At 40.6% G+C, this 13291-nt stretch carries 15 protein-coding genes; 5 read left to right on the top strand and 10 right to left on the bottom strand.

Annotated features, from left to right (window positions below):
• Nucleotides 1-8 precede the first annotated feature (8 nt).
• On the top strand, nucleotides 9-560 hold the full coding sequence (locus CVS89_RS04745; RefSeq protein WP_107847839.1) for a tetratricopeptide repeat protein: 552 nt from the start codon (nucleotides 9-11) through the stop codon (nucleotides 558-560).
• 21 nt (nucleotides 561-581) lie between these two features.
• Here the strand turns inward: CVS89_RS04745 and prfB are convergent, their stop codons facing one another.
• Nucleotides 582-1682 (bottom strand): peptide chain release factor 2, encoded by a 1101-nt coding sequence (prfB, locus tag CVS89_RS04740; RefSeq protein ID WP_107847838.1) that lies wholly within the window; start codon nucleotides 1680-1682, stop codon nucleotides 582-584.
• 120 nt (nucleotides 1683-1802) lie between these two features.
• Between prfB and panC the strand changes: the two genes are divergently transcribed.
• From panC to tilS, 3 genes are read left to right on the top strand one after another with little or no spacing between them, the layout of a single operon-like run.
• The gene (panC, locus tag CVS89_RS04735; protein ID WP_107847837.1) at nucleotides 1803-2624 is read left to right on the top strand and encodes a pantoate--beta-alanine ligase; all 822 of its coding nucleotides are present in this window, start codon (nucleotides 1803-1805) and stop codon (nucleotides 2622-2624) included.
• A 2-nt stretch (nucleotides 2625-2626) separates the two neighbouring features.
• On the top strand, nucleotides 2627-3937 hold the full coding sequence (rimO, locus tag CVS89_RS04730; protein ID WP_107847836.1) for a 30S ribosomal protein S12 methylthiotransferase RimO: 1311 nt from the start codon (nucleotides 2627-2629) through the stop codon (nucleotides 3935-3937).
• Nucleotides 3934-4947: a tRNA lysidine(34) synthetase TilS gene (gene tilS / locus CVS89_RS04725; protein WP_107847835.1), complete on the top strand. Its 1014-nt coding sequence runs from the start codon at nucleotides 3934-3936 to the stop codon at nucleotides 4945-4947. Before rimO ends, tilS begins: the two co-directional genes overlap by 4 nt.
• A gap of 36 nt (nucleotides 4948-4983) precedes the next feature.
• On the opposite strand, the gene CVS89_RS04720 is transcribed toward tilS, so the two are convergent.
• Nucleotides 4984-5913 carry a ribose-phosphate pyrophosphokinase gene (locus CVS89_RS04720; protein WP_004317514.1) on the bottom strand — a complete coding sequence of 310 codons (930 nt, stop codon included), beginning with the start codon at nucleotides 5911-5913 and terminating at the stop codon, nucleotides 4984-4986.
• 385 nt (nucleotides 5914-6298) lie between these two features.
• On the opposite strand from CVS89_RS04720, the gene CVS89_RS04715 reads away from it, so the two are divergent.
• Nucleotides 6299-6658 (top strand): DUF488 domain-containing protein, encoded by a 360-nt coding sequence (locus CVS89_RS04715; protein ID WP_103589733.1) that lies wholly within the window; start codon nucleotides 6299-6301, stop codon nucleotides 6656-6658.
• A 5-nt stretch (nucleotides 6659-6663) separates the two neighbouring features.
• Here the strand turns inward: CVS89_RS04715 and CVS89_RS04710 are convergent, their stop codons facing one another.
• From CVS89_RS04710 to CVS89_RS04675, 8 genes are all read right to left on the bottom strand, one after another.
• Complete coding sequence (locus tag CVS89_RS04710) at nucleotides 6664-7491, bottom strand: pyridoxamine kinase (protein WP_107847834.1); 828 nt, start codon at nucleotides 7489-7491, stop codon at nucleotides 6664-6666.
• 3 nt (nucleotides 7492-7494) lie between these two features.
• Nucleotides 7495-8409 carry a radical SAM protein gene (locus CVS89_RS04705; RefSeq protein WP_107847833.1) on the bottom strand — a complete coding sequence of 305 codons (915 nt, stop codon included), beginning with the start codon at nucleotides 8407-8409 and terminating at the stop codon, nucleotides 7495-7497.
• Complete coding sequence (gene hemE / locus CVS89_RS04700; RefSeq protein WP_107847832.1) at nucleotides 8399-9421, bottom strand: uroporphyrinogen decarboxylase; 1023 nt, start codon at nucleotides 9419-9421, stop codon at nucleotides 8399-8401. Before hemE ends, CVS89_RS04705 begins: the two co-directional genes overlap by 11 nt.
• Nucleotides 9422-9513: 92 nt before the next feature.
• Nucleotides 9514-10020 (bottom strand): YqhA family protein, encoded by a 507-nt coding sequence (locus CVS89_RS04695; RefSeq protein WP_021087398.1) that lies wholly within the window; start codon nucleotides 10018-10020, stop codon nucleotides 9514-9516.
• 100 nt (nucleotides 10021-10120) lie between these two features.
• Entirely contained in the window at nucleotides 10121-11146 is a 1026-nt protein-coding gene (locus tag CVS89_RS04690) for an aspartate-semialdehyde dehydrogenase (protein WP_107847831.1), read from the bottom strand.
• Nucleotides 11147-11216: 70 nt separating this feature from the next.
• A complete protein-coding gene (locus CVS89_RS04685; RefSeq protein WP_107847830.1) occupies nucleotides 11217-12371 on the bottom strand; it encodes a sigma-54-dependent transcriptional regulator in 1155 nt (384 codons plus the stop codon).
• A gap of 12 nt (nucleotides 12372-12383) precedes the next feature.
• On the bottom strand, nucleotides 12384-12776 hold the full coding sequence (locus CVS89_RS04680; protein WP_021083593.1) for a hypothetical protein: 393 nt from the start codon (nucleotides 12774-12776) through the stop codon (nucleotides 12384-12386).
• Nucleotides 12752-13252: an LPP20 family lipoprotein gene (locus tag CVS89_RS04675; protein ID WP_002939671.1), complete on the bottom strand. Its 501-nt coding sequence runs from the start codon at nucleotides 13250-13252 to the stop codon at nucleotides 12752-12754. The genes CVS89_RS04680 and CVS89_RS04675 overlap by 25 nt, the downstream gene beginning before the upstream one ends.
• Between the last annotated feature and the right edge of the window lie 39 nt (nucleotides 13253-13291).

Genomic DNA, 13291 nt, shown 5'->3' with positions numbered 1-13291 from the left:
GGACAAATATGAAAAAATTTATCATTTTTCTATTTAGCATTTTGCTATTTTGGGGCTGTTCAGCAGAGCAAATTTCGCAAAATTTAGGTCTTAGCGAGCCACCACTTGATCCTGAAGTCGAGCAGATAGCAGACGCCATCTATCTATATAACGAGGGCAACTACCCAAAGGCTTGTAAGAGATTTTACGACTACGCAAAAGATGGCAATGTCCTAGCCATGCAGCAAACTGGCGTTTGTTTTCGTGACGGCAAAGGCTTTAGTAAAGATATCTTAAGGGCACTTTTTTGGTTTGAGACAGCTGGCAGATACGGCAACATAGATGGTCTTAGAAGCGCTGGATATATCTACGAATACGGCCTTGGGGTCAATAAAAATTTAGAAAAAGCGATATATTTTTACGAAAAAGCCACAAGTCTTGGCTCAGGCGAGGCCAGCTACGATCTAGGACTTATCTACCTAGGTAAAAACGACTATAAAAAAGCTAGAATTTATCTTGATGAGGCTTGCTACCATGGCAAAGAAGAAGCCTGCACGAAGCTAAAAGAGATGAAATTTTAGCTCTCATCTCTTTAAAATTTACTACCCCTCAGCCTTTTGAGCGATCAAAACGCCCTCTATCATTTTTTTGATATCACCATCAAGTATCGCATCAGTTTGCGAAAATGCCTCGCCACTGCGGTTGTCCTTTACCTGCTGATATGGGAAAAGCACATATGATCTTATCTGATGCCCCCAGCCGATCTCGCTCTTTTCGACGCTATTACTCGCCTCTTGCTGTTTCATCAGCTCAAGCTCGTAAAGGCGCGACTTTAGCATTTTCATCGCTGTGGCTCTGTTTTTATGCTGACTGCGGTCATTTTGGCACTGCACGACGATGCCAGTTGGCACGTGCGTGATGCGGATGGCTGATTCAGTTTTATTTACGTGCTGACCGCCTGCGCCACTGGCTCTATAAGTGTCTATCTTTAGATCTTTCTCTTCGATCTCGATCTCGATATCATCATCTACTTCAGGGCTTACCATGACGCTAGAAAAGCTTGTGTGACGGCGTCCTGCGCTATCAAATGGGCTTGTGCGAACGAGCCTGTGGATGCCATTTTCTGCCTTGAAGTAACCATAAGCGTTTTCGCCTTTTACGATAAAGCTCACATCCTTTAGCCCCGCCTCTTCGCCCTCTTGAAAGTCTAAAGTCTCAACCTTAAATCCCTCACGCTCGCAAAATCTAAGATACATCCTATAAAGCATGCTCGCCCAGTCATTACTCTCAGTGCCGCCAGCTCCAGGGTGTATCGATACGATCGCGTTTTTGCCGTCATCCTCGCCGCTTAAAAGCATAGAAATTTCTAAATTTACTATCTTTTCATCTAAATTTTTAGCATCTTCAAATAAAGAATTTATAGTCTCCTCGTCATTTTCAGAATTTGCTAGCTCAAAAAGCTCCTTTGCGTCGCTAACTGCTTGATGAGCGTCGCTAAATTTAGCAAGCATGTTTGAAATTTTTGTCTTTTCTTTATTTAGCGCTCCAGCTTTAGCGATATCTTGCCAAAAACTAGGGTCTTGTTCGGTCGCTTCGATCTCTTTTAGCCTAGCCTTTATCTCGTCAGGCTTTACGATAGAGCCTATGTTTTCAACTTTTGTTTGTAGCTTCTTTAAAAGCTCGTTGTATTCGTAACTATCCAAGTTTTTCTCCATAAATTTTTGCCGATTTTAGCCAAAAGTTGCTTACATTTTTAAATTTACGCCCTTTTAATCCTTTTTTGTTACAATACCAAGTTAAAATTTAGATAAAAAGAGTCAAATATGCAGATCATAAGAACTATAAACGAGCTTGAAAATTTTGTCCAAAATGCAAGTGGCAAGATCGGTTTTGTGCCGACAATGGGCGCACTTCACAACGGACACGTTAGTCTCATTAAAAAATGTGTGAGCGAAAATGAGGTAAGCATCGTCTCAACTTTTGTAAATCCAACTCAATTTTTACCAGGTGAAGATCTAGACAAATACCCAAGAAAAGAGCAAAGCGACATCCAAATTTGCGAGCAAAACGGCGTTAGTGCTATCTTTATACCAGACGAAAAAGAGCTTTACTTTGAAGATGAGCCGCTCATCGCCGCTCCAAAGAAGCTTTCGACCATCTTAGAGGGCAAAACTAGGCCTGGTCACTTTGATGGCGTCTTAAGAGTGCTAAATAAGTTATTTCGCCTAACTCGTGCAAATAGCGTCTATATGGGCAAAAAAGACACCCAGCAGCTCATCATCGTGCAAAATATGATAAAGACATTTTTCTTAAACATCGAGCTAGTGGCTTGCGATATCGTTAGAGAGCCGGACGGACTTGCGCTTTCAAGCAGAAACATCTATATCTGCGACGAAGATAAGTGCAACGCGCTAAGGCTTTCAAGATCGCTAAATAAAGCGCTAAATTTGATCCAAAACGGCGAAGAAGAGGCAAGCGAGATCAAGGCAAATATGCTTGAGGTGCTAGAGCCTTTAAAAGTTGATTACGTGGCGGTTACGGATAGAAATTTAAATGAAATTTCAAAGGTAGAAAAAGGCAATACAATAATCTTAGTAGCCGCCTTTGTTGGCAAAACTAGACTAATAGACAACATCTGGATATAAAAATGCCAAAACTTCATCTAATCTCGCTTGGTTGTAATAAAAATTTAGTTGATTCAGAGATCATGCTAGGACGCTTGCAAAACTACGATATCACAGACGATATCAGCGACGCAGACGTCATCATCGTAAATACCTGCGGCTTTATCAAATCCGCCAAAGAAGAGAGCATCCAAACCATACTTGAGATGCACGAAGCTCGCAAAAATGGCTCTTTGCTGGTAGTGACTGGCTGTCTTATGCAGCGCTACAAAGATGAGCTTATGAAAGAACTGCCAGAGGTCGATCTCTTTACCGGCGTGGCTGATTATGACAAGATCGACGAGATCATCTTGAAAAAGCAAAATTTATTTAGCCCAGAAACCTACTTGCAAGCAAACGAAGAGCGTGTGATAACTGGCTCAAACTACCACGCCTACATCAAAATTTCAGAGGGCTGTAACCAAAAATGTAGCTTTTGCGCGATACCGACATTTAAGGGCAAACTAAAATCACGCTCGCTTGAAAACATCGTAAATGAGGTCAAAAATTTGGTTAAAAAAGACTACTACGACTTTAGCTTTTTATCCCAAGACTCAAGCTCATACATGCGCGATCATGGCGTTAGCGACGGGCTAATAAATTTAATAGATGAGATAGAAAAGATAGAAGGCGTAAGGAGTGCTAGGATACTTTACCTCTACCCAAGCACGACCAGTAGGGAGCTCATTTCGCGCATCATCGCTTCACCTATCTTTCACAACTACTTTGACATGCCCATCCAGCACATCAGCGAAAATATGCTAAAGATAATGAAGCGTGGAAGTGGTGCTAAAAAGATAAAAGAGCTTTTAAATTTGATGAGAAATGCCAAAAATTCATTCTTACGAACTGGCGTCATCGTGGGACACCCAGGCGAGAGCGAGGAGGATTTTGAGGAGCTTTGCGAGTTTTTAGAAGAGTTTAAATTTGATAGAATTTCCGCCTTTGCCTACTCAAAAGAAGAAGACACAGCCTCTTTTGAAATGGAGCAAATCCCAGCTAAGATCATCTCAAAAAGGCTAAGCAAGATAGAAAAGATCACCAAAAAAGCGATAAATGAGAGCCTTCAAAAAGAGCTTGGCAAGCAAATTTACGCATCGCTTGAGGGCATTAGTAGCGAGGGCGAGATGTTTTACGCAGCCAAAAAAGATATTTGGGACAAAGATATAGACGGCGAAATTTTAATAAATGAAAGCGACGTAAAGGAGCTTGAGATCGGCTCGCTCTACCTTTGTGAGGTCAGCGACGTGGTTGATCAAAAACTAGTCGCCACCATCATTAAAAAAGCAAAATGATAAGCCAAAATGTGCTTGATAGGCTAAGCTTGGGCGCAAACCTGCTTGCCTTCTCGCACGGCATCGATAGCACCGCACTTTTTTACATTCTACACGAGGCTGGGGTCAAATTTGATCTAGCCATAGTCGATCACAACGCCAGAGAGCAGAGTAAATTTGAAGTTGAAAGCGCCAAAGATCTTGCTAGCAAATTTGGCAAAAAAATCTACATAAAAAGCGTAAAATTAGGTAGGTCAAATTTTGAAAAAAACGCGCGTGAGGCGAGGTATGAGTTTTTTGGTGAAATTTGCCAAAAATATGGCTATAAAAATTTGATCCTAGCGCATCAATTTGACGATAAATTTGAGTGGTTTTTGATGCAGCTTGGCAAGGGCGCTGGGCTAAAAGAGCTCTTTGGTATGAGCGAGCTTGAGAGGAGAGAGCACTTTTGGCTGGTTAGACCGCTTTTAAATTTACGCAAAAAAGAGCTTCAAAACTACCTTGACGAGCGAGGTTTGCGCTACTTCGTCGATGAGACAAACTTAGAGGGCAAGCTTAAAAGAAGCTTTGTAAGACTAAATTTTAGCGAGCCGTTTTTGGACGAGTACTTTAGCGGTGTGAAAAGAAGCTTTGAGTTTTTGGAGGCTGATAGGCAAATTTTGCTGCCAAATATCACAAAAATGGATGATGAAATTTTCATTATAAAAAATGATAGTAACGTCGTTAGGGGCGTCGATATGGCGGCAAAAGAGCTAAATGTGCTTTTAAGTAAGGCTCAAAAAGATGAACTAAGCGCAAATTTAGCAAAGCAAACAAGCGTGGTACTAAGTGGCAAAATCGCCGTTGGCTACGCTGGTGCATTTATCTTAGTAACGCCATTTTGTAAAGCCGTAATGCCAAAAATATTTAAAGAAAAAGCTAGAATTTTAAAGCTCCCAGCGATAAATAGAGGCTATTTATTTACTATAAATTTTGATCTATTAAGGTTAAATTTTGGGTCAAGCAATTACAAAAAGGAGATTTTGGCTTAAGCCTTTTACTGTAAAGCTAAAGCCAAAATTTTTTAGTTAAAACAAGCTATTTACGCTTTCGTTGTGATAAACACGGCGTATCACTTCACCAAAGAGTGAAGCTGTGCTTAGCACTTTTATACAAGGGAGTTCTTCTTTTAATGGGATCGTATCAGTCACCACTAGCTCGTCTAAAAAGCCAAGTTTTAGCCTATCATAGGCTGGTCCGCTAAGCACTGGATGCGTGCAAAACGCCATTACGCTAGTTGCGCCACGCTCTTTGAAAATCTCAGCTGCTTTTACGATGGTGCCAGCGGTGTCGATCATATCATCGACCAAGATCACATCTTTGCCTTTAACATCGCCGATAACGTTCATCACTTCGCTCTCGTTTGCTTTCTCGCGGCGCTTATCAACGATGACCATATCTAATAAATTTAGATTTTTTGCCAAGGCTCTAGCACGAGCCACGCCGCCTACATCTGGGCTTGCGACGACTGGATTTGGTAAATTTTTAGCTTTTACGTAGTCGTTAAAGATGATGCTTCCATAAAGGTTATCCACTGGGATATCGAAAAATCCTTGAATTTGTCCTGCGTGAAGGTCCATCGTAACGACCCTGTCGATGCCTGCTGTTTGCATCATATTTGCCACTAGTTTTGCAGTGATCGGCACTCTAGGGGCTGCTTTTCTGTCTTGTCTAGCGTAGCCAAAATACGGCACGATCGCTGTTATAGAGCTTGCGCTGCTGCGTTTTAAAGCGTCAGTTAAGATAAGAAGCTCCATTAAATTTATATTTGCTGGGGCACATGTTGGCTGGATGACAAAAACATCTTTCCCACGCACGCTTTCGCCGATTTGCACGCTGATCTCACCATCGCTAAATCTTTTAATGCTAGCTTCGCTGAGTGGAAGCGACAAATATTGCGAAATTTTCTTAGAAAGCTCGATGTTTGCGGTGCCTGAGAAAATTTTATAGCCTCTCATAATAGTAACCTTTTTTAGTGATCTTTATGTTGGGATTTTATCGAAATGAGCTTTAAATTTAAATTTATTTGCTTCTTACTACAAGTGTTTTTACTAAAATATCAACACAAATTATAAGGCAAAAAACTATTTGATTTTTATTTTAAAATCAGACCACTATCTAACCTTTCTTTTAAATCTTTGTGAGATTACAAAATTACAATAAAATCCAAAAATAAATTTTGTAATCTTATTTAAATGGTTATTCTTTACAGCAATGAACAAAACTTAACAAAAATAAAACGAAGACTGCCAAAGAGCCAGTGTTTTTAGATAAAAATAAAAAATAATAATTAATTTTATAAAATTTTTACTTTCTAAACTTCACAGTACTAAAATCTAAAACATGTTTAAAGCTTATAGAATTTATGATTTTATCAAAGATGACAGTTTAGATATGAAGGCGGCCTTTGTTGATAGGTTATATCCAAGAGGTATAAGAAAAGAAATATTCTCAAATTTTCTTTGGCTAAAGGACATTACTCCTAGTCCTGCTTTAAGAGAGTGGTTTCATGAAGATAGAGAGGGCAGATTTGATGAGTTTTGTGATAAATTTGAGCATGAGCTTGACAATGAAAAAGCAAAATCATGTTTTAAAATGCTAAAAAAATTAGAAAAAGAGTATGGAGATATAGCACTTTTAACAGCAAGCAAAGATATAGATCTTTGCCATATACCTGTTTTGTTAAAAGTTCTAAACAAGTAGATACGCTACTTAATTGTTAGCATACCAAGCAATTTTTCAAACTGCACACCATAGCTTGTGCGGTTATTATCTTTTAGCGTGATCTTGATGCTCTCAAACACAAAATTTGCTGCCTTTTTGATAGCATTTTGCATGCTTTCGCCATTTATAAGCGAGCCAAAAAGCACTGAAGCGAAGATATCTCCAGTGCCGCTTGCATGAAAAGGCAAATACTCGTGAAAATACTCCACTTTTTCTTTCGTCTTTGTATCATAAGCTATGATACCACACTCATTTTGCTTGTATCTAATGCCCTTTAAAACGATCTTTTGCACGCCAAAACTAGCCAAGCCCTCAAGTAGCTCTAAAATGTAATCTTCGCCATATCCCTCGCTTAAAAATGACTTTTCACACATAAAACTTGCCTCAGTTATGTTTGGCGTGATGACATGTGCCTTTGTGCAAAGCTCTCTCATCTTTGCAACAAATTTCTCATCAAAGCCGTGATAGAGCTTGCCATTATCGCCCATACAAGGATCCACAAGCCTTAGCAAAGAGCCACTATCAAACTCAGCAAAGACCTTCCCTATAAGCTCAAGCTGCCTAAAACTACCTAAAAATCCAGTGTAAATTCCATCAAAGCTGATGCCCTCTTTGTGCCAAACCTGCGTTATAGCGTCAAATTCATCAGTTAGATCACGAAAAGTGAAATTTTTAAAGCCAGTGTGAGTTGAGAGCAGTGCCGTTGGCAAGATGCACGCCTCGATGCCTTGGGCGCTGATTATGGGAAGTGCGACTGTGAGCGAGCATTTGCCCACGCACGAGATGTCTTGTATAGTTAAAATTCGCTTCATCTATCATCTTAATTTATAAAATTTAACGCCAGCAACGTTAGTTTGAAAAACCACGCCGTCTTGCAAAAGGCTGCTTAAAATTTGCTTTGAGTGCTCTGAGAAATTTTCTTCGACATTTGCCGTAGTTTGCGGACGGCGCTCTAGCATGGCTAAAATTTCACTCTTGCTAAATTCATACTTTTGCTCTATCTTGTGAGCCCTAGCTATGGTGACTGGTACGCCATTTATCTTGCTTGCTAGCTCTTCAAGCCTACTAGCATCAACGCCTTTTACGTTGTAAGCTGGCGGGCGATCTATCGTGCCCACATCCACTCGGTGTGGGGCTATCTCATTTATAGCCTCATTAAGTGCTATAAATTCCTCTTCTTTGTCGTTAAATCCAGCCACGACCAAAATTTCAAGCACAAGATCACCCTTAAATTCCTTGCGAAATTTAGCCATTGCTTTTATAAGTTCATTTACTTCTATGCCACTTTTGTTGCGGTCTATCTTTTTAAATGTGCTTTGCACTGCGCTATCAAGGCTAAATTTCACTATATCAAGCCCTTGCAAGGCTTCACAAATTTTTTGATCTCTCGCGCATGAGCCGTTGCTTAGGATGAGAGTTTTTGCCTTGTCTTTTATCTCATTTACTTTTGCCACCAGCTCTTTTAAGTGCGGATAAAGAGTTGGCTCACCATTTGCTGTAAGCGTGATGACATCGATGTTTTGATGAGCTTTTAAAGCTTCTTTTAAAGCGCCTATGATTTCATTAACACTTGGTGGATTTTCTATCTCTTCAACCGGCTTTGCGCCCTTTAGCTCGCAATAAACGCAGTCAAAATTGCATGATTTTTGCTTTGGGCTTAGATCGATACCAAGGCTCATGCCAAAACGGCGAGAATTTATCGGTCCAAAGATGATAGTGCTATCTTGCACTTTTTCTTTGAACCTCTTTTATAAAATATTTTGCGTTTTCAACTGGCACATCAGGCAAGATCCCATGGCCAAGGTTAAAAATATGTGGCGCGCCTTTCATCGTGCTTAAAATTTTATCTACGCCCTCATCGATCGCCTTCTTGCTATATAGCCTTGTTGGCTCCATGTTGCCTTGAAGGACGTATCTTGGGCTAAGTTTTTCTTTTGCTAGCTCGATCGGTGTGCTCCAATCAACGCCAAAAACGTCAAATTTACCTGAAATTTTATCCAGATAGCCGCTTATACCTTTTGGGAAAACGATGATCGGGATCTCTGGAAACTCAGCCTTGACGCTATCAACTATCTTATTTATATAGCTAAACCCAAACTCAAAATAAGCCTGCTCTTCAAGTGCAGCCGCCCAGCTATCAAAAATTTGCACCGCATTTACGCCTGCTTTTATTTGCTCTTTGACGTAAAGGATGAGCGCTTGCGTCACTTTTTCTAAAATTTGATGTAAAAATTCTGGATTTTGATAGAGCATTTTTTTGCAGATCGCATAGTTTTTGCTGCCACCACCCTCTATCATATATGTAGCTATCGTCCATGGCGCGCCACAAAAGCCAATTAGCGCCTTATCTTTAGCCAAATTTTCTCTTGTAAGCTTGATCGTATCATAGACGTATGCTAAGCTTTTAGCCGATCTTTCGATACTAAGCGCATCAAGTGCGGCCTCATCACGCAAAGGCTTTGTAAAAACTGGTCCCTCGCCCTTTTCAAAGCGCAGATCCATGCCCATTTCAAGAGGCACGACAAGGATATCGCTAAACAAAATCGCCGCATCAACGCCCAGGATTTCAACTGGCTGAAGCGTGACCTCGCTAGCCTTTTTATAGTCTTTACAAAGCGATAAAAAGTCCCCTGCTTTAGCTCTTACAGCCATATATTCTGGCAGATATCTACCAGCTTGGCGCATCATCCAAACAGGCGTGTATGGGGTCGGTTTTTTAAGGCAAGCGTCTATGAAAATCATCAAATTTCCTTTAAATTTTTAAATGGATATTATCCAAAAATAGCTAAAGAAAAGATGTAGAAGAAATTTTAAGCGTAAAAACGCTTAAAATTTTAGTGATCTCCCTTGTGAAGGAAGTAAAGTCCAAGGCAAAGTGCGAGGATAGAAGCCGCAAGATAAGCCATCTCAAGCGGAGTTGTGAAGTTTGCATGAAGCACTCTTTGGAAGAAATTTACGATTAAAACCATGACGATCACTTTGCCAAGCTTGTCTTTTAGCTCATCAAGCGAATGCACTTCAAGCACCTTGCTCTGCTTTGACTGCTTTAGCTGTGTGATCTCTGAGATGAAAAGCTCGTAAATTCCGAAGCTAAATATATAAAGAACAAGCGCCATCAAGTAAAGATCGATCGCTCCAACTATCTCGCCAACGACCTCTGAGTGGAAATTTTCAACGTGAAAATCTGCAGCAAAGAAATATTTATAAACCTCTAAAAGCACTTTGCCGACATCATAACTTGCGATGATAAAAAGCACGATCGCACCTAAAAGTCCAAAGACTACCGGAAAAAGCGTGAAACTGTTGCTTGCAAGCAAAATTCTCTCAAATATTTTACGCAATAAAAACCCTTTTTGTGAAATTTAAAAAAAAAGGGGGGGGGTATTTTATAGTTTTTTCCTTAAAATTTAGGTGCAAAATCGCAATTAATTTTAATGCAAACTACTCCTGCATCGATATCCATTTTTGTGCGATCCTGACGGCATTTGTCGCAGCTCCAACGCGGATCTGATCGGCACTGCACCAAAGGTGAAGCACATTTGATCTAAAGTTATCAACCCTGATCCTGCCAACGTAAGTCTCGTTTGTATCGCTTGAGATAGTAGGCATCGGATACTCTTTTTTAGCCGGATTATCGACTACGACGACACTTGGAGCTTTGCTTAAAACCTCTCTTGCCGCATCTGCGCTCACGTCTTTGTCAAAATGGATAGTGATCGCCTCAGAGTGGCTTCTAAGCACTGGCACACGCACACATGTCGCGCTCACTTCGATATCTTTGTGAAGAATCTTTTGCGTTTCATTGACCATTTTCATCTCTTCTTTTGTATAGTCGTTATCCAAAAAAACGTCGATGTGTGGGATCACGTTTAACGCTAGGCGGTGTGCAAAGACCTTTGGCTCGCACTCATCAAGCTTAAATTCAAAAAACTTTTGCATCTGAACAACAAGCTCCTCCATGCCCTCTTTGCCAGCGCCACTTGCTGCTTGATAGGTAGAAACATCGACCCTATTGATGCCAAAAGCGTCATTTAGTGGCTTTAAAATTTGCACCATTTGGATGGTTGAGCAGTTTGGATTAGCGATGATGCCGCGGTTTTTCCACATGGCAATGTCACTTGGGTTGCACTCAGGCACGACTAACGGGATATCTTTATCCATCCTAAAATGGCTGGTATTATCGATGACAACTGCGCCGCTGTCAGCTGCAAATTTAGCAAATTTCTCTGAAACTGAGCCGCCTGCACTAAAAAATGCGATATCAATCTCGTGCTCGCTAAAAACTTTCTCGGTTAGCTCTTTTACTTTGTAGTGTTTGCCCTTAAATTCGATCTCCATGCCAACGCTCTTTGCGCTTGCAAGTGGCAAAAGCTCACCAACTGGGAAATCAACCTCCTCCATAACTCTAAAAAGCTCTTCGCCGACCGCACCAGTAGCACCAACGACCGCTACGTTAAATTTTCTCATCTGCTCTCCTTGGTTTCTTTTAATTTTCTTAATTTGCATAATTTTACTAGCCAAAAACTTAAATTTTTACCTATTTTTTACTTCTCGCTTGCAAAAATAGATCTTTTGGCAAAATTTCATCGCCCTCGCTTAGTATCGCCGCACGCTGCACGACCGAGATGAGCTCCCTTATGTTGCCTGGATAGTCATAGCCCAAAAGCTCCTCTTTGGCTGCTTTTGAGAAATTTTTAGCCTCAAAGCCATACTCTTTGAAGCATTTGTCCAAAGCATCCTGCGCGATAGGCAAAATTTCATCCTTTCGCTCGCGAAGTGGCGGGATGAAAAGCGGGATCGTGTTTAGGCGGTAGAAAAGATCCTCTCTAAACCTGCCCTCTTTCATCGCAAGCTCTAAATTTGCATTTGTAGCGCAGATGATGCGAACGTCTATCTTTTCGCTCTTTGTAGCGCCAAGCCTTGTTATCTCACGCTCCTGCAGGGCACGAAGCAATTTTGGCTGTAAATTTATAGGCATCTCGCCGATCTCATCTAAAAATAGCGTTCCGCCATTTGCCAGCTCAAACTGCCCTTTTTTGGTAGTAGCTGCGTCAGTAAATGCGCCCTTTTCAAAGCCAAAAAGCTCACTTTCTATCAAATTTTCAGGTATCGCAGCCATATTTAAAGCGATAAATGCCGCATCTTTTCTAGGTGAGTTTGCGTGGATAAATTTAGCAAAGACCTCCTTACCAACGCCACTTTCACCACTAAGCATGACTGAGGCGTCAGTTCTTGCAGCTTTTAGTGCGATATTTAGCGTAGCTTCAAGCGCCTTTGAAGTGGCTAAAAAGCCGTTATTTTCGCTTTTAGTTTCAACTTTTTTTATGCTTTTTGGGGTTTTTTGTTTTAGCGCCTCTACCCTTTTTATCGCCTCATATAGCGTTGAGACGTCAAATGGCTTGGTTAAAAAGTCCTTCACACCGAGCCTAACGCTCTCGATCGCCTTATTAAGTGTGGCGTTTCCAGTCATTATGATGACGTCAAATTTGCCGTTTAGCTCTTTAATGAACTCAAGTCCGTCCATTTGTGGCATGTTTATGTCGGTGATTATTAGATCAGTGTCGTCGCTCATCTTTTTTAGAGCCTCAACTGCGCTCTTATAGCTCTTGATCTTTAGCTCGTCGTACTCGCCAAGCGCGATCTCAAGCGACTTTCGCATATTGATGTCATCTTCTACTATGACGATATTCATTTGATCTCTTTTTTATTGAAGTGTGCCGATGATAGCGGATTTTGGCTTAAATTCCACCATAAATCTAACTGGCAAAATTTTCAAATTTGAAGCATTTGTGACCTGCGCATTTTTGACATTTAGCTCATTTTTTATCATCACTTTTTTTAAGGCAAAGCAGTCAAAAATTTCATCTTTGTGTAAATTTAAAAAGCCAAGAGTTGTGGTATTTTCATCTTTAAAAGCGTCTATCTGGCAAAGAAATTTTGGTTTTGGATTTAGTGTTAAAGTCATCGCCTTAGAAAATGAAATTTCTTCAAAGGCAACTATTTGATTTTTCGTATCGACCTTCGCCCAGAAGATAAACTCCTCCAGGCAAAAGGCGAAATTTAAAAGTATCGTTAGTAAGAAAAGACTTCTCGCCACTTATCTTCGTCTATCTTAAGCTCCATATTTACCTTATAAAGCCCGTCTTTGAAATTTTCATTCACGATCCTTGCGTTTTTGACAAGACCTTGAACCTTTGAAGTGATAGATGAGTCGTTTAGCATCGCATCTCTTACGGTGTCTTCAGCATTGATCTTTACGCCGTAAAGCTTGCCTGCAAGCTGAGAATAAGCATCAGCCATCGCCGCTCTTTTTGCAAGAGTGACTGACTGAGCATATGAGAGCGAATTTAGCGGAGCTATACCCTCGCCTGTGGCTCTAAAAGTGGTCTCTCTTGGAGCGCTATCATATATCATCTTCTCTTTTTTCATCACCTCTCTAAGATCGTCTTTATCGACCTTTTGGATGACTACGTTGCGGTTTGATGTGCTAGTTGGCTCGCCCATAAAGCCGTTAAATGAGCAGCCGCCAAAAATAGCAATCATCAAAGCAAAAGATAAAATTTTAACCTTCATAAACAACCTTTTTTATGCTTTTATTTAAAATTTAATAGC

It is taken from the genome of Campylobacter concisus (genome assembly GCF_003048615.2).
In the GTDB taxonomy this organism is placed as follows: domain Bacteria; phylum Campylobacterota; class Campylobacteria; order Campylobacterales; family Campylobacteraceae; genus Campylobacter_A; species Campylobacter_A concisus_C.
This window is presented reverse-complemented; position numbering and strand designations above follow the sequence as displayed.

Bases quoted from the DNA above. Each gene is read 5' to 3' on its own strand.
- CVS89_RS04745 (WP_107847839.1), top strand. From the start codon at position 9: ATGAAAAAATTTATCATTTTTCTATTTAGCATTTTGCTATTTTGGGGC.
- panC (WP_107847837.1), top strand. From the start codon at position 1,803: ATGCAGATCATAAGAACTATAAACGAGCTTGAAAATTTTGTCCAAAAT.
- rimO (WP_107847836.1), top strand. From the start codon at position 2,627: ATGCCAAAACTTCATCTAATCTCGCTTGGTTGTAATAAAAATTTAGTT.
- tilS (WP_107847835.1), top strand. From the start codon at position 3,934: ATGATAAGCCAAAATGTGCTTGATAGGCTAAGCTTGGGCGCAAACCTG.
- CVS89_RS04720 (WP_004317514.1), bottom strand. From the start codon at position 5,913: ATGAGAGGCTATAAAATTTTCTCAGGCACCGCAAACATCGAGCTTTCT.
- CVS89_RS04715 (WP_103589733.1), top strand. From the start codon at position 6,299: ATGTTTAAAGCTTATAGAATTTATGATTTTATCAAAGATGACAGTTTA.
- CVS89_RS04710 (WP_107847834.1), bottom strand. From the start codon at position 7,491: ATGAAGCGAATTTTAACTATACAAGACATCTCGTGCGTGGGCAAATGC.
- hemE (WP_107847832.1), bottom strand. From the start codon at position 9,421: ATGATTTTCATAGACGCTTGCCTTAAAAAACCGACCCCATACACGCCT.
- CVS89_RS04690 (WP_107847831.1), bottom strand. From the start codon at position 11,146: ATGAGAAAATTTAACGTAGCGGTCGTTGGTGCTACTGGTGCGGTCGGC.
- CVS89_RS04685 (WP_107847830.1), bottom strand. From the start codon at position 12,371: ATGAATATCGTCATAGTAGAAGATGACATCAATATGCGAAAGTCGCTT.
- CVS89_RS04675 (WP_002939671.1), bottom strand. From the start codon at position 13,252: ATGAAGGTTAAAATTTTATCTTTTGCTTTGATGATTGCTATTTTTGGC.